Annotated in this window: 23 protein-coding genes; 12 read left to right on the top strand and 11 right to left on the bottom strand. The window is 73.4% G+C overall.

Annotated elements, in window-relative coordinates:
• Positions 1-280 precede the first annotated feature (280 nt).
• On the bottom strand, positions 281-1,462 hold the full coding sequence (locus ACIO6U_RS07595; protein WP_401310636.1) for a flavin-containing monooxygenase: 1,182 nt from the start codon (positions 1,460-1,462) through the stop codon (positions 281-283).
• A gap of 184 nt (positions 1,463-1,646) precedes the next feature.
• Between ACIO6U_RS07595 and ACIO6U_RS07590 the strand changes: the two genes are divergently transcribed.
• Both ACIO6U_RS07590 and ACIO6U_RS07585 read left to right on the top strand, forming a co-directional pair.
• On the top strand, positions 1,647-2,099 hold the full coding sequence (locus ACIO6U_RS07590; RefSeq protein WP_355337606.1) for a DoxX family protein: 453 nt from the start codon (positions 1,647-1,649) through the stop codon (positions 2,097-2,099).
• Complete coding sequence (locus ACIO6U_RS07585; protein ID WP_401716449.1) at positions 2,063-2,533, top strand: Zn-ribbon domain-containing OB-fold protein; 471 nt, start codon at positions 2,063-2,065, stop codon at positions 2,531-2,533. Before ACIO6U_RS07590 ends, ACIO6U_RS07585 begins: the two co-directional genes overlap by 37 nt.
• A 27-nt stretch (positions 2,534-2,560) precedes the next feature.
• Here ACIO6U_RS07585 and ACIO6U_RS07580 read toward each other — a convergent pair whose 3' ends face one another.
• The 3 genes from ACIO6U_RS07580 to ACIO6U_RS07570 form a co-directional block, all read right to left on the bottom strand.
• Positions 2,561-3,493 carry a trypsin-like serine peptidase gene (locus ACIO6U_RS07580; protein WP_401716446.1) on the bottom strand — a complete coding sequence of 311 codons (933 nt, stop codon included), beginning with the start codon at positions 3,491-3,493 and terminating at the stop codon, positions 2,561-2,563.
• Positions 3,494-3,567: 74 nt separating this feature from the next.
• Positions 3,568-4,746 carry an acetyl-CoA acetyltransferase gene (locus tag ACIO6U_RS07575; protein WP_401716443.1) on the bottom strand — a complete coding sequence of 393 codons (1,179 nt, stop codon included), beginning with the start codon at positions 4,744-4,746 and terminating at the stop codon, positions 3,568-3,570.
• A 53-nt stretch (positions 4,747-4,799) separates the two neighbouring features.
• Positions 4,800-5,066 (bottom strand): hypothetical protein, encoded by a 267-nt coding sequence (locus ACIO6U_RS07570; RefSeq protein WP_355337618.1) that lies wholly within the window; start codon positions 5,064-5,066, stop codon positions 4,800-4,802.
• 282 nt (positions 5,067-5,348) lie between these two features.
• Here ACIO6U_RS07570 and ACIO6U_RS07565 point away from each other — a divergent pair, with 282 nt between their 5' ends.
• Both ACIO6U_RS07565 and ACIO6U_RS07560 read left to right on the top strand, forming a co-directional pair.
• Positions 5,349-6,575: an acyl-CoA dehydrogenase family protein gene (locus ACIO6U_RS07565; protein WP_401716440.1), complete on the top strand. Its 1,227-nt coding sequence runs from the start codon at positions 5,349-5,351 to the stop codon at positions 6,573-6,575.
• A gap of 47 nt (positions 6,576-6,622) precedes the next feature.
• On the top strand, positions 6,623-7,108 hold the full coding sequence (locus tag ACIO6U_RS07560; protein WP_355338068.1) for a nitroreductase family deazaflavin-dependent oxidoreductase: 486 nt from the start codon (positions 6,623-6,625) through the stop codon (positions 7,106-7,108).
• Between the two features lie 170 nt (positions 7,109-7,278).
• Here ACIO6U_RS07560 and ACIO6U_RS07555 read toward each other — a convergent pair whose 3' ends face one another.
• Both ACIO6U_RS07555 and ACIO6U_RS07550 read right to left on the bottom strand, forming a co-directional pair.
• Positions 7,279-7,926, bottom strand: a complete 648-nt coding sequence (locus ACIO6U_RS07555) for a TetR/AcrR family transcriptional regulator (RefSeq protein ID WP_355337624.1) — start codon at positions 7,924-7,926, stop codon at positions 7,279-7,281.
• A 4-nt stretch (positions 7,927-7,930) separates the two neighbouring features.
• Entirely contained in the window at positions 7,931-8,713 is a 783-nt protein-coding gene (locus ACIO6U_RS07550) for an SDR family oxidoreductase (RefSeq protein WP_391162428.1), read from the bottom strand.
• 111 nt (positions 8,714-8,824) lie between these two features.
• Between ACIO6U_RS07550 and ACIO6U_RS07545 the strand changes: the two genes are divergently transcribed.
• The 5 genes from ACIO6U_RS07545 (at position 8,825) to ACIO6U_RS07525 (ending at position 13,201) form a co-directional block, all read left to right on the top strand.
• Complete coding sequence (locus ACIO6U_RS07545; RefSeq protein WP_401716436.1) at positions 8,825-9,574, top strand: enoyl-CoA hydratase family protein; 750 nt, start codon at positions 8,825-8,827, stop codon at positions 9,572-9,574.
• Positions 9,571-10,443 carry a CoA transferase subunit A gene (locus ACIO6U_RS07540; RefSeq protein WP_401716433.1) on the top strand — a complete coding sequence of 291 codons (873 nt, stop codon included), beginning with the start codon at positions 9,571-9,573 and terminating at the stop codon, positions 10,441-10,443. Before ACIO6U_RS07545 ends, ACIO6U_RS07540 begins: the two co-directional genes overlap by 4 nt.
• Positions 10,440-11,255, top strand: coding sequence for a CoA-transferase subunit beta (locus ACIO6U_RS07535; protein ID WP_401716430.1), 816 nt, complete (start codon positions 10,440-10,442; stop codon positions 11,253-11,255). The genes ACIO6U_RS07540 and ACIO6U_RS07535 overlap by 4 nt, the downstream gene beginning before the upstream one ends.
• Positions 11,252-12,325: an NAD(P)H-dependent flavin oxidoreductase gene (locus ACIO6U_RS07530; protein ID WP_401716427.1), complete on the top strand. Its 1,074-nt coding sequence runs from the start codon at positions 11,252-11,254 to the stop codon at positions 12,323-12,325. The genes ACIO6U_RS07535 and ACIO6U_RS07530 overlap by 4 nt, the downstream gene beginning before the upstream one ends.
• Positions 12,326-12,409: 84 nt before the next feature.
• A complete protein-coding gene (locus tag ACIO6U_RS07525) occupies positions 12,410-13,201 on the top strand; it encodes a VOC family protein (protein WP_355337642.1) in 792 nt (263 codons plus the stop codon).
• A 6-nt stretch (positions 13,202-13,207) separates the two neighbouring features.
• Here ACIO6U_RS07525 and ACIO6U_RS07520 read toward each other — a convergent pair whose 3' ends face one another.
• Positions 13,208-14,359 carry an acetyl-CoA C-acetyltransferase gene (locus ACIO6U_RS07520; RefSeq protein WP_391043218.1) on the bottom strand — a complete coding sequence of 384 codons (1,152 nt, stop codon included), beginning with the start codon at positions 14,357-14,359 and terminating at the stop codon, positions 13,208-13,210.
• Between the two features lie 177 nt (positions 14,360-14,536).
• On the opposite strand from ACIO6U_RS07520, the gene ACIO6U_RS07515 reads away from it, so the two are divergent.
• From ACIO6U_RS07515 to ACIO6U_RS07505, 3 genes are all read left to right on the top strand, one after another.
• Positions 14,537-15,685: an acyl-CoA dehydrogenase family protein gene (locus tag ACIO6U_RS07515; protein WP_401716424.1), complete on the top strand. Its 1,149-nt coding sequence runs from the start codon at positions 14,537-14,539 to the stop codon at positions 15,683-15,685.
• Positions 15,682-16,917 carry an acyl-CoA dehydrogenase family protein gene (locus ACIO6U_RS07510; protein WP_401716422.1) on the top strand — a complete coding sequence of 412 codons (1,236 nt, stop codon included), beginning with the start codon at positions 15,682-15,684 and terminating at the stop codon, positions 16,915-16,917. Before ACIO6U_RS07515 ends, ACIO6U_RS07510 begins: the two co-directional genes overlap by 4 nt.
• A gap of 558 nt (positions 16,918-17,475) precedes the next feature.
• The gene (locus ACIO6U_RS07505) at positions 17,476-20,091 is read left to right on the top strand and encodes a serine/threonine-protein kinase (protein ID WP_401716419.1); all 2,616 of its coding nucleotides are present in this window, start codon (positions 17,476-17,478) and stop codon (positions 20,089-20,091) included.
• A 37-nt stretch (positions 20,092-20,128) separates the two neighbouring features.
• Here ACIO6U_RS07505 and ACIO6U_RS07500 read toward each other — a convergent pair whose 3' ends face one another.
• From ACIO6U_RS07500 to ACIO6U_RS07485, 4 genes are all read right to left on the bottom strand, one after another.
• Positions 20,129-20,785, bottom strand: coding sequence for a hypothetical protein (locus tag ACIO6U_RS07500; protein ID WP_401716416.1), 657 nt, complete (start codon positions 20,783-20,785; stop codon positions 20,129-20,131).
• An 84-nt stretch (positions 20,786-20,869) separates the two neighbouring features.
• A complete protein-coding gene (locus ACIO6U_RS07495; protein WP_401716413.1) occupies positions 20,870-21,646 on the bottom strand; it encodes an enoyl-CoA hydratase/isomerase family protein in 777 nt (258 codons plus the stop codon).
• Positions 21,643-22,092 carry a Zn-ribbon domain-containing OB-fold protein gene (locus ACIO6U_RS07490; protein ID WP_401716410.1) on the bottom strand — a complete coding sequence of 150 codons (450 nt, stop codon included), beginning with the start codon at positions 22,090-22,092 and terminating at the stop codon, positions 21,643-21,645. The genes ACIO6U_RS07495 and ACIO6U_RS07490 overlap by 4 nt, the downstream gene beginning before the upstream one ends.
• 8 nt (positions 22,093-22,100) lie before the next feature.
• Entirely contained in the window at positions 22,101-23,255 is a 1,155-nt protein-coding gene (locus tag ACIO6U_RS07485; protein ID WP_188283764.1) for a lipid-transfer protein, read from the bottom strand.
• Positions 23,256-23,295 lie beyond the last annotated feature (40 nt).

The following is a 23,295-nucleotide window of genomic DNA, read 5'->3' as shown; positions in this document are numbered from 1 at the left end:
AGAACTGACGCATAGTCAGATTACTGAACTGACGACCTGTCAGGAACAGTCGGGTCACGGAAAAGAAATGTGCGGCCCTGTGCGGGGTGCGGACGCGCGGCGTCCGGTTCGCTCGCGGGGACGCGGGGACGCGGGGACGCGGGGTTCCGGCGTCCCGAGCGGGTCGGCGGCCTGCGTATGGAGAGAGGGGGATGTGGGAGCGGGGGTGTGGGAGCGGGCGTGCGGCAGCGCGCGCACGGCCGGGTGCCGCGGCGGTACGTACGAAGCGGGCGCGTACGGGTCAGCGGGTGTGGGACACCTTCCGGGCGATCCGGCGGGCGTCGATGGCCATTTCGCGGAACATGCCGCTGATGGGGTTGGTGAAGCCGGTGAAGTACAGACCGGGGGCGCCCTTGGGCGAGCGGGCGCCGTGCGCGACCGGGCGCCCGCGCCCGTCGAGTACGCCGAGGTGGCCGACGAGCGGTTCGAGGCCGCGCCGGTACCCGGTGGCGGCGATGACGACCTCGGGGCTGATCTGCGAGCCGTCGGCCAGGTGCACCTTGTCCCCGTCGAAGCGCTCGACGGCGGCGACGGGTTCGACCCGCCGGGCGCGTACGGCCTCGATCAGGCCCACGTCCTGCACGGGGATGGAGCCGTCGAGCACGCGCGCGTACAGGCCGGTTTCCGGGCGGGGCAGGCCGTACGCCGACAGGTCGGGCACGCTGGCCCGCTCGATGTACGGGGCGACGCGGTCGACGACGCGGGTCGGCAGCCGTCGGCACAGGATGCCGCTGGCCTGCGCGGGCCAGCCCGCCGTGGACCGGCGCATGATGTGCGGCGGGGTGCGGACGGCGAGCCGTACCCGGGCGGCGCCGCCTTCGACGAGGTCGACGGCGATCTCGGCGCCGCTGTTGCCGACGCCGACGACGAGCACGTCGCGCCCGGCGTAGGGCGCGGCGTTGCGGTAGGCGGCGGAGTGCAGGAGTTCGCCGGGGAAGGTGTCGCGGCCCTCCCAGTCCGGTATGTGCGGCGCGTGGTTGTGGCCGGTGGCGACGACGACCACGGGGGAGGTGAGCACCCGGCCGCCGTTGGCGGGCAGCTCCCAGCCCGCGCCCGACGCCGCGCGGTCGACGCGCTCCACCGCTATGCCGGTGGTGATGTCCAGGTCGTGGTGCTCGGCGTACTGCTCCAGGTAGCGCACCACGTCGTCGCGGGCGACCCAACGGCCGTACGCGCGCGGGATCTGCAGGCCGGGAAGCGCGGACAGCCGGCGCGTGGTGTGCAGGCGCAGCCGGTCGTAGTGGGCGCGCCAGGAGGCGCCGAGGTGCTCCGAGCGCTCCAGTACCAGGGGGCGCACCCCTCGCGCTCTGAGCGCGGCAGCGGCGGCCAGGCCGCCGGGTCCCGCGCCGATGACGATGGCGTCCGGCTCGGCGGTCGCGCTGCTCGCGGGCGTGCCCGAACCGGCGTTGCTGGGGTGGGACATGGAGAACTCCCGGGGCCTGAAAGTCGTACGAGAAACGAGTTGCGGCGGTACCGGAAGGTAACTGCTCGCGCGCGTGTGAGCGTAGCCCGGAACGGATCGGTCGGCGAGGTTCGGTCCGGCCTCTTGCGCATACCGCCCGCCGTCCGCTGAACTGACGTACCGTCAGATTCGGAGGAGGTCCGGCATGCGCGCGATCTGGCTCAGCGGCCCGGAATGGCTGGCCGTACTGCGCATAGGGCTGGGGCTGTGGTGGCTGGAGAGTTGGCGGCACAAGGACAAGAAGGCGTGGTTCGCGCGCGGTACGGGCATCGCCTGGGCCGCCGACGTGGCCGAGCGGCACCGCTGGCCCTTCGTGCGCACCGGCTTCGCGGCGGTCGTCGCCCCGCGACCTCGCCTGATGGCGTACGTCGTCGTCTACGCCGAACTCGCCCTCGGGCTCGGCCTGATCACCGGCCTGCTCACCCCCGTCGCCCTCGTCGGCGGCCTGCTGCTGAACCTGCTCTACCTCGTCCTGATGATCCACGACTGGGCCGAGCAGGGACAGAACGCCATGATGGCGCTGATCTCGGTCGTGGCGTTCTTCGCCGTGAGCTGGCAGACATGGTCTCTGGACGACGCCTTCGGGCTGTTCCGGTGAGCGGCGCGGCGCGGTTCGATCTGCCGCGAACCGACGCCTTCACCCGGACCTATTGGGACGCGGCGGCCGAGGGGCGGCTGCTCATCCGGCGCTGCCGGGCCGACGGATGCGGCGCCGCGCACCACTACCCGCGCGAATTCTGCCCGCACTGCTGGAGCGAGGACGTGGTCTGGGAGACCGCCTCCGGCCTCGCCACTCTCTACACCTGGTCGGTCGTCCACCTCAACGACCTGCCGCCGTTCCGCGACCGGCTCCCCTACGCGGCGGCCGTCGTCGACCTCGCCGAAGGGCCGCGCATGATGACGGAAGTCATCGACTGCGCGGCGCAGAGATTACGGATCGGGATGCCGCTGAGGGTGGATTTCCGCCGTGGCGCGGACGCGGGAACCCCGCCCGAGGACGAGCCCGCGATCCCCGTCTTCCGCCCGGCCTGAGCCCCTGCCGCCCGCGTGAGGCGGGCGTCAGCGCTTGGCGGTCACTATGTGCGGCGTATGCGACCGGGCCCGTACCGCCTTCCGGTACAGCGCCTGGATCGCGTCGTCGAAGAACGGGCTGTACGAGATCCGGTCGGACAGCCCGCCCTCGTCCTCGCCGCCGATCAGACCGATGACGCTGCCGCTCTTGGTGCGGGTGTTGTAGTCGAGCAGCCACGGGCTGCCGGAGGTGCCGGCGAAGTAACCCGCGCACACCAGCTGCAATTGGCGCAGCCCTTCGAGCCGCGAGGTGGTCGTCGTGCAGGTGATCGCCTGGTCGGACGGGTCGTCGGAGGTGCGCGGGTAGCCGATGACGGTGACGCGGTTGTGGAAGCCGGGCGTACGGATCAGGCGGTTGCCGCCCGTCACCTCCTCGATCCGCCGCCCGTCCGCGTCCGGCGCGACCCGGGCGAAGGCGAAGTCGTAGGCGGATTCGGCGTCGTCCGCGGGTGCCCAGCGCGCGTCGGTGAAGACCTGCGAGACGGCCCAGATCCCGTACGGCTGCCGGGCCGCACCCGCGCGGAACTGCGGTACGAAGCCGATGTTCGCGCCCGGCCGGCAGTGCGCGGCGGTCAGGATCAGGTCGCGGCCGGGGCTGTGCACGACGCTCGCGGTGCAGAAGTGCGCGGTCATGTCGCCGTCGACCGAGAAGAGCATGCCGACGGTCGGGACGCCCCCGAAGTGCGTCGCGGTCTCGGAGCGGGTGAACGGTCCCGGCACGGTGCCCGGTTCCGCCGCCGGGCCGAGCTGCCGGACCGACGACGGCATGGAGTCGGCCATCCGCTCGGGGGTCCAGAAGCGCGCGGCGGCCCTGTTCGTCCAGTGCGGCGCCGTACGCGGGTGTCCGGCACCGGGCAGCAGCACCGACACCAGGACCAGCGCGGCGGTGCACACGGCGGGCAGCAGGAGGCGTCGCAGCACGCGGGAAGGGTATCGGGCGCAGCCGGCCGCGTACGGCCGGGACACCGGCGCTGACCGGTGCGGATCGCCCGGCCTCAGCCCCGGCCGAGCACCATCGTGCCGGAGGAGCAGAACCAGCCGCCCGTCCCCGAGGCGACGGCCAGCTCCGGCAGCCGCCCGCCCGCCTTGCGCACCTGCCGCTCACCCGCATCGCCGCGCAACTGCCGTACGGCCTCGACGAGCAGGAAAAGACCGCGCATACCGGGGTGGCAGGCGGACAGGCCGCCGCCGTCGGTGTTCACCGGCAGCGCGCCGTCCACCGTCAGCCGCCCGTCCGCCACAAAGGCGCCGCCCTCGCCCTTGGCGCAGAACCCCAGATCCTCCAGCGTTACCAGCGTCATATAGGTGAAGGCGTCGTAGATCTCCGCCAGGTCGATCTCCGCGGGCGTCACCCCCGCGCGCTCGAAGGCCAGCCGTCCCGAGGCCGCGGCGGGGGAGACGGTGAAGTCCGGCCACTGGGCCATCGATGTGTGCGACACCGACGTGCCGCTGCCCAGCACCCATACCGGCGGCTTGGCGCAATCCGGCACATATTCCTCGGCCGCCAGCAATACGGCGCCGCCGCCGTCGGAGCGCAGGCAGCAGTGCAGCTTGGTGAACGGGTCCGCGATCATTGGCCCCGACAGCACCTCGTCCACGGTGATGGGCGCGCGGTACATGGCGTCGGGATTGCGGGCCGCGTTCGACCGCGCCTGGACGGCGACTTCGGCGAGCTGCTCCAAGGTGGTGCCGTACTCGTGCATGTGGCGCCGCGCGGCCATCGCGTACTTGGAGATCAGCGTGTGGCCGTACGGGACCTCGAACTGGAGCGGGCCGCCCGCGCCGAAGGACAGATTGGCGGTACGGCGGCCCGCTTTGAGATCGGCGCGGGCGGTGGAGCCGTAGACGAGCAGCACGGCGTTGGCGTGGCCCGCGGCTATGGCGTCCGCCGCGTGCGCGGCCATCACCTCCCACGTCGAGCCGCCCACGGCCGTGGAGTCCACCCAGGTCGGCCGCAGCCCCAGATACTCGGCCACCTCGACCGGCGCCAGCGTGCCGAGCCCGGCGGAGGCCAGGCCGTCCACCACGGCCCGGTCGAGACCGGAGTCGGCGAGCGCGCGCCTGGCCGCCTGCGCGTGCAGCGCGTACGCGGTGGCGTCGTCCACCCGTCCGCAGTCCGACAGGGCGACACCGACGACCGCCACAGCACGTTGTCCACGGGGGCGTTGAGCCATGAATCTGACGGTACATCAGATTCGCGTGGCGGCGATACGGTCCCGGTACGGGTTCAGCGCCGCCTGTCCGACCGCTTGCTCAGCAGTGCGAGCGCGCTCAGCGCCTGTGTGATCGAGACCAGCGACAGCAGGATGTACAGCGCCCTGCGCAGCCCGTCCGGATGCGCCCAGAACTGCGCGCTGATCCACACCACCAGCAAGATCGCCCACGTCCACGCGTATGCCCTGAGCTGGGTCGTCGAGGAGTCGGGGCCGGGGGAGAGGAAGCGGCGGAGGGCGCTGCGCCGCGGCGCCCCCGGCGGCTGGCTGCTGCTGGTCATGCGGGACATGATGCCCCGCCGGGGCGTGTGCGTCGGTGCGCGGGGTCCGGGGTGGGTCGGTTTCACGGTCCCTGGCGGGCGGTCTTGTGGGGCCGCGCACGGGTGGCGGCCGTGCGGCGCCGTGGGTTGGCGTATCCGCCCGGGCGCTGGTGTGGCGCCCGCCACCAGGTGCGGCCTTGGCGCCGGCTCGCGTATCGGCGGTGCACGGGCCTGGGCATCGTGGCGGGGGGCACCTAAGATGACGGCCCGTCAGATCGCAGTCGCGGCAGGGAGGAGCGGCCGATGGACGCCGCGTTCACCGACGAGCAGGCCGAAATCCGGCGCACATTGCGGGACCTGCTGCACAAACGCTGTGGTCCCGACGATGTGCGGGCCGCCGTCGCCACGGCGGCGGGGCACGACGAGGCGCTGTGGCGCCATCTCGCGCAGACGCTCGGCCTGCCGGGGCTCGCGCTGCCCGCAGCGGTCGGCGGCGTCGGCTGCGGCCCCACCGAACTGGTCCTCGCCTGCGAGGAGACCGGCCGGGCGCTGCTGCCGTCCCCGCTGCTCGGCACCTCCGTCCTGGCCGCGCCCCTGATCGCGGCCCTCGGCAATCAGGAGCAGCGGGCTCGCCTGCTGCCGCGGATCGCCGACGGCACCCTGACCGCCGCGCTGGTCACCGCTGGCCCGCCGGCCACCGCGCTGGCCCTCACCGGGCCCAATGACGGCGACTGGGCGGGTGGCGGCCGGGCGGGCGGCGTCCAGGCCCGCGCGGCGGCCGACGGGCCGCCAGGACGGCACCTGCTCTACGGGCAGGCGGACCGCGCGCTCGGCGCGCACAGCGCGGACCTGCTGATCGTGGCGGCCCACACCGGCGGATACGCGGCCACCCGTACCCGGCTCTTCCTCGTTGAATCCTCCGCACCGGGGCTCGTACGCACGCGCCTGACCGCGCTCGACGAGACCCGGCCCCTGGCCCGCGTCGAGCTGCGCGACACTCCCGCTGAAGCGCTCGGCGGCGCCCCCGCCGCCGCCCTGGCCGACGCCGGCCGCCTCGCCGCCGCCGCGCTCGCCGCGGAAGCCGTGGGCGCCGCCGATCACGCGCTCACCTCGACGGTGGAGTACGTGAAGGTCAGGGAGCAGTTCGGGCGCCCGATCGGCTCCTTCCAGGCGGTCAAGCACCGGCTCGCCGACCTGTACGTACAGCTTCAGGCGGCGCGGTCCGCCGCCTATTACGCCGCCTGGGCGGCCGGGGCCTCCTCCGGGGCGGACGACACCGAGGCGAGCGCCGAATTCGAGCTGGCCGCGCCCGTAGCCCTCGCCCAGGCGCTGGAAACGCTGCGCATGGTGGCGGGCGCGGCGATCCAGTTGCACGGCGGCCTCGGCTTCACCTGGGAGCACCACGCGCATCTGTACTTCAAGCGGGCCACCGCCGACGAACTGCTCTTCGGACCGGTCGACGCCCTGCGCGCGCACGCCGCCGACCGGGCGGGGCTCTTCGCGCCCTCGGTGGTCAGGAGCGCGGCGTGAGCGGCGCGGCCGACGCCGCCGTGAAGGGCGCCGTCAGCGGGCGCGGTGTGGTCAGCAGGACCGGCGTTCTGGGCAGGTCCGTGCAGAAGGTGTCGGCCACCCGGGCCTTCGCCAAGATCGCGCCGCATGTGGTGCCGGTCATGGACAGCGCGGTCCACCGGCTGACCGGCGGAAGGTTCCTGGTCAGCGCGAGCCTGCTGCCCGGCGTCGTCCTCACCGCGACCGGCGCACGCAGCGGACTGCCGCGGCGTACGCCGCTGGCGTGCATGCCGGAGGACGGCGGCACCCTCGTTCTCGTGGGCAGCAACTTCGGCCGTCCGGGGCATCCGGCCTGGTCGGCCAATCTGCTGGCGCATCCCGACGCCGTGGTCAGCGGCCGGGGCCGCGACCTCCAGGTCACCGCGAGCCTGCTGACCGGCGACGACCGCGCCGCCGCCTGGAAGGCGCTGGTCGCCTTCTGGCCGCCCTACGCGGTCTACGCCTCCCGCGTGACGCGCGAGATCCGGGTGTTCCGGCTGACGCCGCGCGAGTGAGGCGGGGGTGAAAAGTCACCCACACGAAGACGCGGATAGGGGGCGTCACCCACACGAAGACGCGGGCGCCGCGTACCTCCCCCGAGGACTGTGCGGCGCCCGCGTCAGGGCGTGACTTTCTGGCAGGACGGCGAAACGTCAACGCGAAAAAGCGGTGCGTGCCGCGTCCGCTACTTGGCGGGCTTCTTTCCGGTCACACCGAGGTGGACCAGCAGCGCGAGATTCGGCTTCAGCTCGGCCTGCTTGACGCCCCAGCTCGTGAAGCCCTTCTGGTGAGCGGCGACAGCGGCCAGCATGGCGACCAGCGATCCGGCGACGGCCGCCGGGCTGACCTCCTTGTCGACCTTGCCCTTGCTCTGAAGGTCCTTGATGGAGTCGGTCAGGGAATTGGTGACGGCGTTGAGGATCTTCATGCGGATCTTGTAGAACCGCTTGTCCCCTTCCGCTGCTCCGAGGTCGACGACGCGCAAAATGGCGTCGTGCTTCCGCCAGAAGGAGAGGAAACCGTCGACGAGTTCCTCGGCCGCCTGGGCGCCTGATTTGCCGACCCAGGAGCGGCCCGCGACCAATTCGGTCAGGCCCGCCCCCTCCTTGGCCATCTCGTCGGCGAGTTCGAGAACGGCGCCCTCGACGTCGGGGAAGTACTGGTAGAACGTTGCGGGGGAGGTGCCCGCCATCCGGGCGACGTCGATGACCTTGACGTCCCGGTACGGCGACGTGCTGAGCATCTCGCCCAGGCAGTCGAGCAGCTTCTGCCGCGTCGCCTGCCCGCGGCGACCGGCAACACGGCCGTCGACGGTGCGAACTTGTCCTGTCATGCCGTCAGTTTACCGACGGGTGATCAGCGCGCGATTCGGCCGCCTGCAAATGGGGAGGCAGCTCACCGCCACCATGAACATGCAGCTCAGCGCCGGTTACATAGCGTGCTGACGGGGAGGCCAGAAAGAGGACGGGACCGGCGATGTCGGCCGGTTCCGCGAATCTCCCCAGCGGTATGGCGGCGGCCACCGCGCGCTGTACGGCGGGGTCGCCCTCCCCGTAGTGCGCCGCCGAGCGGTCCGTCAGCACCAAGCCCACGACCAGGCAGTTCACCCGGATCGCGGGGCCCCACTCGGCGGCCAGCGAGCGGGTGAGAGAGGCCAGGCCCGCTTTGGCGGCGCCATATGCGGCGGTTCCCGGCGAGGGGCGGCTGCCGCTGACGCTGCCGATGTTGACGATGGAGCCGCCGTCCGGCTGGCGGGCCATCAGGGCGTACGCGGCCTGTGCGCAGTACAGCGGCGCCAGCAGATTCAGCTCGACGACCGCCCGCGAGAAGCGCGGCGAGGCGGTGGCGGCGTCGGCGGCGGGGGAGCCGCCCGCGTTGTTCACCAGCAGGTCGAGCCGCCCGTACGCCTCGGCGACGTGCGCGAAGAGCGCCCGCACCGCCTCGGGGTCGCGGACGTCCGCGGCCCGGAAGGCGACACCGGGCGGCAGGTCCGCGGGCGGGGTGCGCCCGCACACCAGCACCCGGGCGCCGGCCGCCGCCAGCGCCTCGGCGATGCCCCGGCCGATGCCGCGGGTGCCGCCGGTCACGACCGCCACTCGCCCTTCCAGGTCGTCCGTCACGTGGGCTATCGTGCCAGAGGAACTGACGATCCGTCAGATCTGTGCCGGACATCGGTCGGGATCCCGATCCGTACATCCGTAAAAGGCCAACGAGCGGGCGGAGGACGGCGCATGGCGATACAGGTGGCACGCCCCGGGACCGGCGTCGCGGAAGTGGTGATCGACGCGCCGCCGGTCAACGCGATCGACGTGAAGGACTGGTTCGCACTCGCCGACGCGCTCACCGCGCAGGGCGCGGACCCGGAGGTGCGGGCGGTGGTCCTGCGCGCGGAGGGCCGCGGATTCTGCGCGGGGGTCGACCTCAAGGAGATGCAGAGCACCGCCGGATTCGACGCGCTGCTCGGCGCCAACGCCGGATGCGCCGCCGCCTTCTCCGCCGTCTACGACTGTCAGGTCCCCGTGATCGCCGCCGTGCACGGCTTCTGCCTCGGCGGCGGCGTCGGCCTGGCCGGGAACGCCGATCTGGTCATCGCCTCCCATGACGCGTACTTCGGCCTGCCCGAGGTCGACAGGGGCGCGCTCGGCGCCGCCACTCACCTGGCCAGGCTCGTACCGCAGCAGCGCATGCGGCACATGGTCTACACGTCGCAGAACGCCACGGCCGCCGAGCTGCACGGCTACGGCACGGTCCTCGCGCTCACCTCCAGGGATCGTCTGCGCGACGCAGCCATCGAGATCGCCACCGCGGTCGCCGCCAAGGACCCGCAGGTGGTCAGGGCCGCGAAACAGTCGCTCAACGGCATCGACCCGGTCGACGTCAAGCGCTCCTACCGCTACGAACAGGGCTTCACCTTCGAACTCAACCTGGCGGGCGTCGGCGACCGGCTGCGCGACGCCTTCACCGAGGGAGGCGCCGGATGACGGACAAGCGCATGACCGCCGACGAAGCGATAGCGCACCTCGCCGACGGCATGACCGTCGGCATCGGCGGCTGGGGCTCGCGCCGCAAACCGATGGCCCTGGTGCGGGCGATCCTCCGCTCCCCGCTCACCGACCTCACCCTGGTCTCCTACGGCGGCCCCGACGTCGGCCTGCTGTGCGCGGCGGGCAAGGTCCGCAAGGTCGTCTACGGCTTCGTCACCCTCGATTCCGTCCCCCTGGAGCCGCACTTCCGCGCCGCCCGCGAGAACGGCACCGTCAAGGCGCTCGAAATGGACGAGGGCATGTTCCTGGCCGGGCTGCGCGCCGCAGCCCTCCGGCTGCCCTTCATGCCGGTACGCGCCGGGCTCGGCGCCGACGTGCTGCGGTACGCGCCCGAGCTGCGGGTGCTCCGCGACCCCTACGGCACCGGGGACGAGGTGGTCGCCGTACCGCCGCTGCGGCTGGACGCCGCCCTGGTGCACGCCAACCTCGCCGACCCCGCGGGCAGCGCCGCACTCACCGGGCCCGACCAGTTCTTCGACGACCTGTTCTGCCAGGCCGCGGACGCCGCCTATGTGTCGGCCGAACGCGTCGTGCCCACCGCGGACCTGCTCAAGGAGGCGGGGTGCGTGCACGCCCTCGTCCTGCACCGCTACCTCACCCACGGCGTGATCGAGGCGCCGCGCGGCGCGCACTTCACCGAGTGCCCGCCCGAATACGGCCGCGACGAGCCGTTCCAGCGCGCCTACGCGACCGCCGCGGCCGACCCGGCGGCCTGGGCCGCCTTCGCCGAACGCTTCCTCAGCCATATGGATGAATCGTCTTATCAACAGGCTGTGGATAACTTCCACGAGGAGGCGACCCGATGACCGCGCCCCCGAACGGCTCGACCGCGCCCTCGAAGGGCGCGACCGCCGCGGCGACCGGCCCCGCCACCAGGGCCGAGATCTGCGTCGCCGCCTGCGCCGACGCCTGGCGCGGCGACGGCGAGATCCTGGCCAGCCCCATGGGCGTCGTGCCCACCCTCGGCGCCCGCCTCGCCCGCGCCACCTTCGCCCCCGACCTGGTGCTCAGCGACGGGCTGGCCTATCTGCTGGCCGGTGACATCCCCCTCGGGGCGGCACCCGACGCGCTCACCGTCGAGGGCTGGCTGCCCTACCGCGCGGTCCTCGACCTGGCCGCGCGCGGGCGGCGCCACGTCATGATGGGCCCCAGCCAGATCGACGCGTACGGCAACGCCAACATCTCCTGCATCGGCCCCTGGGCCCGCCCCACCCGGCAGCTCCTCGGCGCGCGCGGCGCCCCCGGCAACACCGTCAACCACACCACCAGCTACTGGGTGCCCCGGCACGCCCCGCGCGCCTTCGTCGAGCGCGTCGACGTCGTCTGCGGCATCGGCTACGACCGCGCCGCCGCTGTCGGCCGCGCCGCGCGCTTCCACGGTCTGCGCACGGTCGTCACCAATCTGTGCGTCCTGGACTTCGGCGGACCCGGCCACCACATGCGGCTCGCCTCGCTGCACCCCGGCGTCACCCTGGAGCAGGTCGTAGCGGCGACCGGCTTCCGCCTCACCGTCCCGGCCCGCGTCCCATCCACCCGACAGCCCACCGACGCCGAACTGCGCGTCCTGCGCGACGTCCTCGACCCGCGCTCCGCCCGCGACCGCGAGGTCCCCGCATGACCGCCGGCGGTCCGCTGAGCACCCGCCTCACCGACCTCACCGGCATCCGCCACCCCATCGTGCAGACCGGTATGGGATACGTCGCCCGCCCCCGCCTCGTCGCCGCCGCGGCCAACGCCGGGGCCCTCGGCGTACTGGCCGCCGCCACCTTGTCGTACGACGAACTGGCCGCGGCCGTCGCCGAGGTCAAGGCGGCGGCCCCCGGACGGCCCTTCGGGGTCAACCTCAGGGCCGACGCGCCGGACGCGGCACGGCGGATCGCGCTGATGGGCCGCGAGGGCGTACGGGTGGCGTCCTTCGCCCAGGCGCCGACCAGGGAGCTGATCCGCGCCGCGCACGACGAGGGGATGGTCGCGGTGCCGTCGGTCGGGGCGCGGCGGCACGCGGAGAAGGTCGCCGAGTGGGGCGCGGACGCGGTGATCGTGCAGGGCGGCGAGGGCGGCGGGCACACCGGCCGGGTGCCGACCACGCTGCTGCTGCCGCAGGTGGTGGACGCGCTGCGGGGCAGCGGGGTGGCCGTGGTCGGCGCGGGCGGCTTCTTCGACGGGCGCGGCCTCGTCGCGGCTCTCGCCTACGGCGCGGACGGCATCGCGATGGGCACCCGCTTCCTGCTGACCTCCGACGCGCCCGTGCCGCGCGCCGTCCAGGACCGCTACCTGGCCGCCGACGTCACCGGCACCCTCGTCACCACCGAGGTCGACGGGGTGCCGCACCGCGTCCTCGCCACCGACTTCGTCCGCTCGCTGGAACGCGGCGGCCCCCTCGTCCGCTACCCGCGCGCGCTGCGCAACGCCGTCCGCTTCTCCCGGCTGTCCGGGACGCCGCTGCGCGCGATGCTCCGGGAGGGACGGGCGATGCGCGGCGCCCGCGAGCTGAGCTGGCCGCAGGTCCTGATGGCCGCGAACACCCCGGTGCTGCTCCGCGCCGCGATGGTCGAAGGGCGCGCTGACCTGGGCGTCATGGCCTCGGGGCAGGTGGCGGGAGTGATCGCCGACCTGCCCTCGTGCGCGGAGCTGGTGGACCGGATCATGGCCGAAACCGAGGGAGTCCTGGGCCGTCTCAAGAATTGACCATATGTTCGAATTCTCTCTCGTGCGGGCGGGAAGATCACTGGTTACGGTGGCATTCCAGACATTCGCGAGAGGAACCAGCTCATGTCCGCATTCGGTGAAGGCGCTCCCTGTTGGGCCGACGTCTCGCTTCCCGACCTCGCGGCCGGGCGGCGTTTCTACGGCGAGCTGTTCGGCTGGACGTTCGAGGACCAGGGCGAGCAGTTCGGGCACTACACGCTGGCCAAGCTCGACGGGAAGAACGCGGCGGCCCTGATGGGCAAGATGGACGAGTCGATGCCCACGGCCTGGGGCATACACCTGGCCACCGCGGACGCCGCGAAGACCGCGGCCAAGATCACCGAGGCGGGCGGGCACGTCGTCTTCGGCCCCGACGAGATCGGCGACACCGGTGTGCTGGTCGGCGCCGTGGACCCGGGCGGCTCCTTCTTCGGCGCCTTCCAGCTCCGCGGCCACCCCGGCTTCGACGTGGTCAACGTGCCCGGTGCCTACTGCTGGACCGAGAACCACACGCGGGACGCGGCGGCGGTCGACGCCTTCTACGAGACGGTCTTCGGCTACGACGGCGTGCAGGTCGGTGACGGCGTCCACTTCGACTACAAGGTGTGGTCCCGCCCCGGCGACCCCGAGGGCCAGCTCGCCGGCCGGATGAACAGCGCGTCCGGGGGCGGCGACGAGCCGCCCGCCTTCCAGGTCTACTTCGTGGTCGCGGACTGCGACGCCGCCGCCGACACCGTGGGCCGGCTCGGCGGACGGGTCGTCATGGGGCCGGAGGACTCGCCGTTCGGACGGATGGCCGTCGTCGCCGACGACCAGGGCGCGAGGTTCGCGATCATCGACGTGACGCGGAGGAGCGGTTCGATACCCGGCGCGTGAGCCGGATCAGAGCCGTTCGATGACGGTGACGTTGGCCTGGCCGCCGCCCTCGCACATGGTCTGGAGGCCGTAGCGGCCACCGGTGCGCTCCAGGTGGTGCAGCAGGGTGGTCATCAGCCGGGCGCCGGTCGCGCCCAGCGGGTGGCCGAGGGCGATGGCGCCGCCGCACGGGTTGACCACGTCGGGGTCGGCGCCGGTCTCCTTCAGCCAGGCCAGCACCACGGATGCGAACGCCTCGTTGATCTCCACCGCGTCGAAGTCGCCGATGGACATGCCCGTCCTGGCCAGGGCGTGTTCGGTCGCGGGGATCGGCCCGGTCAGCATGCGGATCGGGTCGGAGCCGCGGGCGGACAGATGGTGGATCCGCGCGCGGGGGGTCAGGCCGTGGTCGCGCACCGCCTGTTCGCTCGCGACGAGCAGCGCGGCGGCGCCGTCGGAGATCTGCGAGGACAGGGCCGCGGTGAGCCGGCCGCCGGGCACGATCGACGGCAGGGCGGCCATCCGCTCCGCCGAGGTGTCGCGGCGGGGGCCCTCGTCGGTGGCGAGTTCGGGGAGGGCGGCCGTTTCGCGGGCGAACCAGCCGCTGTCGAGCGCGTGCAGGGCGCGACGGTGGCTCTCCAGGGCGAAGCGCTCCATGTCCTCGCGGCTGATGTCCCAGTCGCGGGCGATGAGTTCGGCCCCGCCGAACTGGCTGACGGGCTGGTCGCCGTAGCGGGCGCGCCAGCCGGTGGACCCGGAGAACGGATCGGTGAAGCCGTACTCGCGGCCCACCACCATGGCCGCGCCGATCGGTATCCGGGACATGCTCTGGACGCCGCCCGCCACGACCAGGTCGCTGGTGCCGGACAGCACGGCCTGCGCCGCGAAGTGCACGGCCTGCTGGGAGGAGCCGCACTGCCGGTCGACGGTCACGCCCGGTACGTGCTCGGGCAGTCCGGCGGCCAGCCAGCAGGTGCGGGCGATGTCACCGGCCTGGCCGCCGATGGCGTCCACGCAGCCGAAGACGACGTCCTCGACGGCGCCGGGGTCGAAGCCGCCGCGTTCGACCAGGGCGGTCAGCACATGGGCGCCGAGGTCGGCGGGATGGACGGGGGCGAGCGCGCCGTTCTTGCGGCCGACGGGGGTGCGTACCGCTTCGACGATGTAGGCCTCGGGCATCGGGGGCTCCGTTCTCGCAGGGCTGGGAGGTGATGAGAGGTGACGTGAGGGTGATGAGAGAGGTGAGGCGATGTGAGGTGACGTGCTTTGAGGTGAGGGCGCGGTGGCGTGCGATGAGGTGCGTCCTGGCCGTACCGGGATCTGACGATCCGTCAGATAGTCGGTTATCCTAGCGCGGTGACGGACCTTTCCTTCAGTGCTCAACAGGACGCGTTCCGGCGGGAGATACGGGACTGGCTTACCCGTCGGGTGCCGCGTGAGCCGCTGCCGTCGATGGACACGGCGGACGGTTTCCGCGCGCACCAGGAGTGGGAGCGGACGCTGTACGAGGCCGGGTGGGCGGTCGTCGGATGGCCGGAGGAGTACGGGGGAAGGGGCCTCGGCCTGGACGAGTGGCTGATCTTCGAGGAGGAGTACTGGCGGGCGGGCGCGCCGGGGCGCGTCGGGCAGAACGGCATCTTCCTGTTCGCGCCCACCGTCTTCGCCTTCGGTACGGAGGAGCAGCGGGCGCGGGTGCTGCCGCCGATGGCCAGCGGGGAGGAGGTGTGGGCGCAGGGCTGGTCGGAGCCGGAGGCGGGTTCCGACCTGGCGAATCTGCGGGCGCGGGCGGTACGGGACGAGGCGCGCGGCGGGTGGCGGCTGAGCGGGCAGAAGACGTGGAGTTCGCGGGCGGCCTACGCGCACCGGCTCTTCGGCCTCTTCCGGAGCGACCCCGACTCGCGGCGGCACCACGGCCTGACGTACTTCATGGTCGACCTGGCGGCCCCGGGCGTGACGGTACGGCCGATCCGGCAGCTTGACGGGGAGGCCGGATTCGCTGAGGTGTTCCTGGACGACGTGTTCGTGGCCGACCGGGACGTCCTGGGGGAGGCGGGGGAGGGGTGGCGGATCGCGATGTCCACCACGGGGAGCGAGCGGGGGCTGAGTCTGCGGAGCCCCGGACGGTTCCTGGCGGCGGCCGACCGGTTGCTCGACCTGTGCCGCCTGCGCCCGGAACAGGCGGCGCCGCACCGGGACGCGGTGGCGGACGTGTGGATGCGGGCGGAGGCGTACCGGCTGTACACCTACCGGACGGTGACGCGGATGCGGGAGGGCAACGAGAGCGGTCCGGAGTCCTCGCTGAACAAGGTCTTCTGGTCGGAACTGGACCTCGACCTGCACGACATCGCGCTGCGCGTGCTCGGCGCGGAGGCGGAGCGGTGCGGGCCGTGGCTGGACGGCTACCTCTTCGCGCTCGCCGGACCCATCTACGCGGGCACCAACGAGATCCAGCGCAATGTGATCGCCGAGCGGCTGCTCGGCCTCCCCCGGGAGCCCCGCCGATGAGACTCGCGCCCACGCCCGACGAACAGCTCTTCGCCCGCACCGCCCGCGAGCTGCTGGCGGCGCGCTGCACACCGGCCGACGTGCGCGCCGGGTTCTCGCGGGACCGCTGGCGGGCGCTCGCCGGGATCGGGGCGACCGGGCTGCTGGTCCCGGAGGAGTACGGCGGCCTCGGTCTCGGTTCCGGTCCCGGTGCCGACGGCTACGGTCCCGACGGCTACGGTCCCGACGGCTACGGTCCCGGCGGCTACGGTCCCGGCGGCCACGGTTCCGGCAGGCAGCACCTCGGAGGGCGGCGCCTCGACGAGCCGCCCCTGGGTGCCCAGGCGCTCGTCGCGCTCACCGAGGAGGCGGGCCGCGCCTGCCTGCCCGAGCCGTTGCTGGAGGCGGCGGTCGCGGCGGAACTGCTCGGGGGGCTGCCGGAAGGGGCGGATCTGCTGCGCGGGCTGGCGGAGGGCGCGGTGACCGTCGCCGTGTCCCTTCCAGCCCGGGTTCCGGCGCCGGGACCCGTACCCGCGTCCGCATCCGTACGCACGTCCGTACCCACGTCCGCATCCGTATCCGTATCCGAACCAGCAGGTCAACCCGTTGTCGCGCACGCCGCCCACGCTGATCACGTGCTGGTGGTCACGGAAGACGGTGAGCTGCGGGAGGCGGGGGCCGGGCCGCGTACGCCCGTTGCCGGGGTCGACCCGAATCGGGGGCTGGCGCGTGGGGCGGAAGGTGGCGGGTCGGTGCTCGCGCGGGAGTGGGGGGAGGCGGCCGGGAAGGCGGCGCGGCTTGGGGCGATCGGGGCGGCGGCCGATCTGGTGGGCGCGGCGGCGGCGATGCTGGAGCGGACGGTGGATTACGCCAAGGGCCGCGTGCAGTTCGGGTCGCCGATCGGCGAGCGGCAGGCGGTGAAGCACCGGCTGGCGGACGTCCTGCTGGCCGTGGAATTCGCGCGGCCGGTGGTGGCGCGGGCGGCGTACGCGTACGACCACGGGCTGCCCAGTGCGGCGCGGGACGCGGCCATGGCGAAGGTCTTCGCTAACGAGGCGGCGGGGAAAGCGGCGCGCGGGTGCCTCCAGGTGCACGGTGCGATCGGTTATACCGACGAGTACGACCTCTCGCTCTGGCTGCGCCGGGTGTGGGCGCTCTCCGCCGCGTGGGGCGATTCCACCCGGCATCGCGCCGCCGTGGCGGCCGACCTCTTCGCGCCGGGCGGCCCGTCCCCGTCCTGCCCGCCGCGCTGAACCCCGCCGCCCCGGGAGCGCCCAGGGACCGAGCCGCGACCGACCTGGGATCGCCCTGGCACCAAGCCGCGACCGACCCGCGCGGCCCCCCGTCCACGGGGGCCGGTCCCGACTCGCCCGCCCCGTAAGGCACTTGGACGCCGCCGGTGCGCCACGTGCGTCCCATGCCTCCCTCCCGGACGCCTCGTTCGGCGCGCCGCGCGCCGGAGACGGTGCGAATGGCGGATGATAACGAGTTCGCTCTCCGGGCGTGTCGCGGCGGCCCCGGGTTCGCAACCGGCGCCCATCCCAGGAAGAATCAGGCCCGTACCCTGGCGCTTGGGCCGGTCGAACGGGGTACGGAGCGCGCAGAGCGGGCAAAGCAGTACAGGCGGGCGCAAGCGCTCGATCACGACAGCACGGCACGAGCACGGCGACAACGGCAGAGCGACCACAGCACCACAGCACGACAGCACCACAGCACGACGGCAGAGCGACAACGGAACGACGGTACGGCGCGCAGCACGGGGTAAGGCCGCGACAGCGCGGGCAACGCGGGCACGGGGAGGTGGCAGGGCAGTGGTGGAGCAGCTTACGCAGCACGACCCGAGACGGATCGGCCCTTTCGAGGTGCTGGCGCGGCTCGGCGCCGGCGGCATGGGGCTGGTCTATCTCGCCCGCTCGGCTTCCGGCCGCCGGGTGGCGATCAAAACCGTGCGCGCCGAACTGGCCGAGGACCAGCTCTTCCGGGTCCGCTTCACACGTGAGGTGGAAGCCGCCCGCGCGGTCTCCGGCTTCTACACCGCGGCCGTCGTCGACGCCGACCCCCGCGCCGCCGTCCCGTGGCTCGCCACCGCCTACGTCCCGGCCCCGTCGTTGGAGGAGATCGTCAACGAGGCGGGCCCGATGCCCGCGCAGGCCGTACGGTGGCTGGCCGCCGGAATCGCGGAGGCGTTGCAGTCGATCCACGCAGCCGGTCTCGTGCACCGCGACATGAAGCCGTCGAACGTACTCGTCGTGGAGGACGGGCCGCGCGTCATCGACTTCGGCATCGCGTCCGGCGTCTCCAACACCCGCCTGACCATGACGAACGTGGCCGTCGGCACGCCCGCCTACATGTCGCCCGAGCAGGCCCGCGACTCCCGCAGCGTGCGCGGCGCGAGCGACATCTTCTCGCTCGGCTCCACCCTGGTGTTCGCCGCGACCGGCCACGCGCCCTTCCACGGCGCCAACCCCGTCGAGACCGTCTTCATGCTGCTGCGCGAGGGCCCCAATCTCCACGGCCTGCCGCCCGAGCTGCGCCCGCTCATCGAGTCCTGCATGCGGATGGAGGCGGACCGGCGGCCCACCCCCGCCGACCTCCAGGCGCAGCTCGCACCGCATCTGTACTCCACCGGCGGCGACGACACGGGTACGGCGTCGGCCTGGCTGCCGCCCGGCGCGGTCGCGTTGATAGAGCAGCGCCGCAGCGGACGGCCCGCCGTCGCCTCGGGCGGCAGCCGGGGCGCGCACGCCGCGGGCCCGCAACTGCCCGGCAACGCGCCGCCGCTCCCGCCGAACTCCCCGCCCCGGCCGCAGCAGCCGCCGAACAACGCACCGGCGCACGCGGGCGCGCCCGACGGCCGCGGCAACCACCGCGCGCCCGTACCCGTATCCGGCCCCGCGGCGGGACCCGCGGCGGGCCCCGGCTCCGGTCCCACCTCGGGTCCCGCCTCCGCCGTTCCCGTACAGCTCGCCGGTTCCGCGCCGATCGGTCCCGGGATGCGGGTCGCGGACGCGGCGGACCACAAGGCGGGGGCCGCGCCCGGTACGGACTGGGTACGCCGCCGCGCGGGCGCGCACCGCGCGAACGCCAACGCGGGCGCCAACGCCGGTGCCGTGGCGAACGGCGGCGCGGCCCAGGCCCCCGCCGCCCTCCCGGCGCAGCAGGGCCAGCAAGCGCAGCAGGCTCCGCAGTCACAGCAGCAGTCACAGCAGCAGTCACAGCAGCAGCAATCACAGCCGCAGTCGCAGCAGGCCCAGCACGGCGCCCAGTCGGGCCTCCAGTCCCAGGCCGCCGCTCCCGGCGAGTGGCGGCCGTGGCGTTTCCGCATGTCGAACGACGTGTGGGGCACCCCCGTCGTCTCCGGCGGACTCCTCTACGTCACCTCCTTCGAGGTGCACGCGCTCGATGTGGCCAGCGGGCGCCGCCAGTTCAAGACCCGCGACGTCGCCTGGACGATGGCCGTCGACGGCGGCCGTATCCACGCCTCCGACGGCCCCAGCCTCTTCGCGCTCGACGCGGTCGACGGCGGCGAGCGCTGGCGTACGGCGATCGACGGCTGGGTGTACGCGCTGCGCGCTGACTCCGGCACGGTCGTGACCGCCACCCGCGGCGGCGGCATCCAGGCGTGGGACGCGGCGCGCGGCGGACTGCGCTGGGAGCGGTCGGGCGCCCAGACCGAATTCGAGTCCCCGGACTCCGGGCCCACCGTCCTCGGCCGCGCCGTCTACTACCAGGGCGGCGGCCACCTGCACGCCGTCGACTCCCTCACCGGTGCCGAGATGTGGTCGTACCCGGTCGGCGAACCCGGCGTCGCGGGCTCCGTGCCCACGCGGCCGGTCGTCGCGGACGGCATCGTGCACCTCACCGCCGGGACGCGGGTCGTCGCGCTCGACGCCCGCAGTGGCGCCGAGCGCTGGCATTTCGACGCCCCCGCCGTCATGTTCTCGCCGCCCGCGCACGTGCCGGGGCCCGGCGTCTCGGGCGGCGGCGTGTACGTCGCCGACCACCTCGGCACCGTCTACGCCCTCGATCCCGCCGACGGGCACGCGCGCTGGCGCGTCGCCACCGAGCCGCGGCAGTCGCTGGAACCCGTCATCGTCGCCAATGGTGCGCTGCACCTCGGCGCAGGGAGCGCGCTCTACACGCTGGACGCCGTCAGTGGTGCGCCGCGGTGGCGCTTCGCGGCGCAGAACGAGATTGTCGGTTCGCCCGCCGTGGCGGCCGGGCGGGTGCACTTCGGGTCCAAGGACCACTGTCTGTACACGGTCGACGCGGCCGGGGGGCAGTTGCGGTGGCGGCTCGAGACCGGCGGGGAGATCACCGGGTCGCCGGTGACGTCGGAGGGGGTGGTGTACGCGTGCTCGAAGGACCGGTGCGTGTACGCGCTCGACGCGACGAAGGGGACCGGGGCGACTTCGCGTCGGGCGTGAGCCCGTGGGCCCTCAAACGCCGGGCGGGCTGATGCCCTCAGGCGCCGGGCGGGCTGGTGGGCGGGGGTTGCGCGCCGCCGGGCAGGTCGTCGGTGCCGGGCCGGGGCACCTCCTCGAACTGCGTCTGCCTGGTCGTGTCGTAGGCGTCGTCCACTTGTCGACGCAGTTCTGCGGGGGCACCCCGCCCCGTCTCCTCCTCCTCGTAGCGTGGTTCGTCGTACCGGCCGTACGTCGGCTCGTCGTACCGGGGCTCCTCGAAAACCGGCGTGGCGCGGCGCGGCCGGTGGCGGCCGGGGAGGACGGCGGCGGCGAGGAGGAGCAGGAGGCCGGAGGCGAAGGCGGTGGCGACGCCGTAGTCGAGGCCGTTGCCGCCGGCGGTGAGGGAGCCGGAGGCTTGGCCCTGGCGGACCATCCAGAGGATGGTGATGCCGAGGACGAGGAGGGCAGCGAGGGCGAGGGTGAGGCGGGAGCGGAGGAGGACGCCCAGGAGGGTGAGGAGGGCGGCGAAGGCCATGGGGAGGAAGAGGGAGCCGAGGAGGGCCGCCTTGTCAGGCGTCACGCCGACCCCGGTGAAGAGGTCGTCGACCCGGATGCCGGAGCCGTGGCGGCCGCCGTACCAGGCACGGAAGGGGCTCCAGACGGCGCCCGCCGCTCCGATGAGGGCGAGAAGCGACCCGACGACGGTGCGGAACATCTCGTGGTCGCCTCGCTTCGCTCGCTCAGCCCCCTCGGGGCCGACGCTACGCCGCGACCGTCGCACCCGCCACGTGAGCCGCGCTCACCTCAACCGGAAGGCGGCGGGCCCCCGGGCGCGCCCGGTGAACAGCTCCGCCTGCCGCTCCGGCGGCAGATTGCCGAGGGCGATGAGGTGCGGCGCGAGCGCGGTGGCGTGCGCGCGGGCCGCCTCCCGGGCCGACCACACGGCGCGCACGGTGCCCTGGACGGCCTCGGTCGGGTAGGAGGAGAGGACGGCGGCGGCGCGCAGGGCGGTGGCGAGGAGGTCGGGGCCGGGCACGACCTCGGAGACGAGACCGGTCTCGTAGGCCCGTCGCGCGCTCACCCGTTCGGCGGTGCCCATGAGGGACATGCGCATGGCCTCGCCGTAGGGCATGCGCTGCGCCATGAGGACGGACTCGTAGGCGCTGACCATGCCGTAGGCGGTGTGCGGGTCGAAGAAGGTGGCGTCTTCGGCGGCGATGAGGAATTCGGCCTCGCCCAGGAGGTAGAAGGCGCCGCCGCAGGCCATGCCGTTGACGGCGGCGACGACCGGCTTCCACAGGTCGTTGGCCTTGGGGCCCGCGGTGAGCAGGGGGTCGTCGACGGAGTACGGGGACGACGGCTGCGGTACGTCGAGGCCGCGGTCGACGCCGGTGCAGAACGCCCGGTCGCCCGCGCCGGTGAGGACCACCGCCCGTACCGCGTCGTCGAAGCGCAGGTCGCGCCACACCTCGCGCAGCCCGTCCACGGTCGCGCCGTCCAGGGCGTTGTGCCGCTCGGGCCGGTCGAGGGTGACGAGCGCGACCCCGTCACCGGCCTCCGTGCGCCGGACGCTCATGGCCGCTCCAGCAGCCAGCGCGGTACGACGACGCCGTCCGTGGCGGCCGGGTCGGGGAAGGCCACCTTCACGGCGGCGCCGATCCGCAGCCGCGCCGGGTCCACGGAGTCGAGGCGCGCGTCGGCGCGGGCGACGAGATTGCCGACCAGCCGGATCCGGCCGCCCTCGGGGGTGGCCTCCTCGGCCAGTTCCACCACGATCACGTTGTACGGGGCCTGCTCGGCGTAGTCGGGCAGCAGCGGGGGGTGGGCGACGACGTACGACCAGATCCGGCCGCGTCCGCTCATCCGCTCCCAGCGGGACCCGAAGGACTGGCAGTACGGGCAGCAGGGGCGCGGCGGGAAGCGGAGCCGTCCGCAGTCGGCGCACGCCTGGACGCGCAACTCGCCCTGGCGCGCGTACTCCCAGAAGGGCGCGCCGTCCTCGTCGATGACCGGCAGCAGCATCGCGGCTGTCAACTCCTCAGCAGCAGAGCGGATGTGGGGACGCACTCGCCCGCCGTGACCAGGCAGGTGGCGGCGTCGGGAACTTGGGCGGTGGAGGTGCCGCGCAGTTGCCTGACGCCCTCGGTGATGAGGTTGAAGCCGTGGACGTACGCCTCGGACAGGCCGCCGCCACCGGTGTTGATCGGCAGCCGTCCACCGGTCTCCAGGGCGCCGCCCTCGGTGAAGGCGGCGCCCTCGCCGCGTCCGCAGAAGCCGTAGCCCTCGAGGGAGAGCGGGATCAGCGGGGTGAAGGCGTCGTATATCTGGGCGACATCGACGTCCTGCGGCCCGAAGTCGGCCTGTTTCCACAGGTGTCGGGCGGCGGTCCAGGACGGTCCGGTGAGCGGGTCGTCGGTCCAGTAGTTGACCATGCCGTGGTGCTGGGCGGGCAGGCCCTGCGCGGCGGAGTGCACGTAGACGGGCTTGCGGCGGCAGTCGCGGGCGCGTTCGGCGGAGACCACGACGCAGGCCAGGGCCCCGTCGGTCTCCATGCAGTTGTCGAACAGGCAGAGCGGTTCGCTGATCCAGCGCGCGGTCATGTACATCTCGCGGGTCAGCGGGCGCTCGTACATCAGGGCGGCCGGATTCTGGTTGGCGCGGTTGCGGCAGGCGAGCGCCACATTGAACAAGTGGTCGCGGGTGGCGCCGTATTCGTGCATGTAGCGGCGGGCGAGCATGCCGATCTCGTCGGCCGGGCGGAGCAGACCGTACGGCCGGGACCACTGCGCCGGGGTGGGGAGCTGGACGGTGGTGCTGCTCCACGGGCGCGGCCCCGAGCCGCGTTTGCGCGACCGCCAGGCGACGCCGACCGATGCCTGACCGGTGGCGACGGCCGCCGCGAGGTGCGCGACGGTCGCGCACGAACCGCCGCCGCCGTAACCGGACTTGGCGAAGAAGGTGACATCGCCCGCGCCGATCGCCTTGGCCAGCTCGACCTCGTCGGTGTCCTCCATCGTGTACGAGGCGAAGCCGTCGACCTCGCCGGGGTCGATGCCCGCGTCGTCGAGCGCGGCGAGCACCGCCCGGCACGCGAGCGTCTTCTCCGACTCCGGGAGCGACTTGGCGAACGGTGTCTGGCCTATCCCGACGATGGCCGTCGCGTCTTTCAGGGCAGCGCCGCCCATGGGCACACACCTCCGCGGGTCCCCGGATGCACTGACGAAC

It is taken from the genome of Streptomyces sp. NPDC087422 (assembly GCF_044744145.1).
Lineage (GTDB): Bacteria > Actinomycetota > Actinomycetes > Streptomycetales > Streptomycetaceae > Actinacidiphila.
Note: the sequence above shows the minus strand (reverse complement) of the source record. Positions and strands in the feature narration are given on the sequence as shown.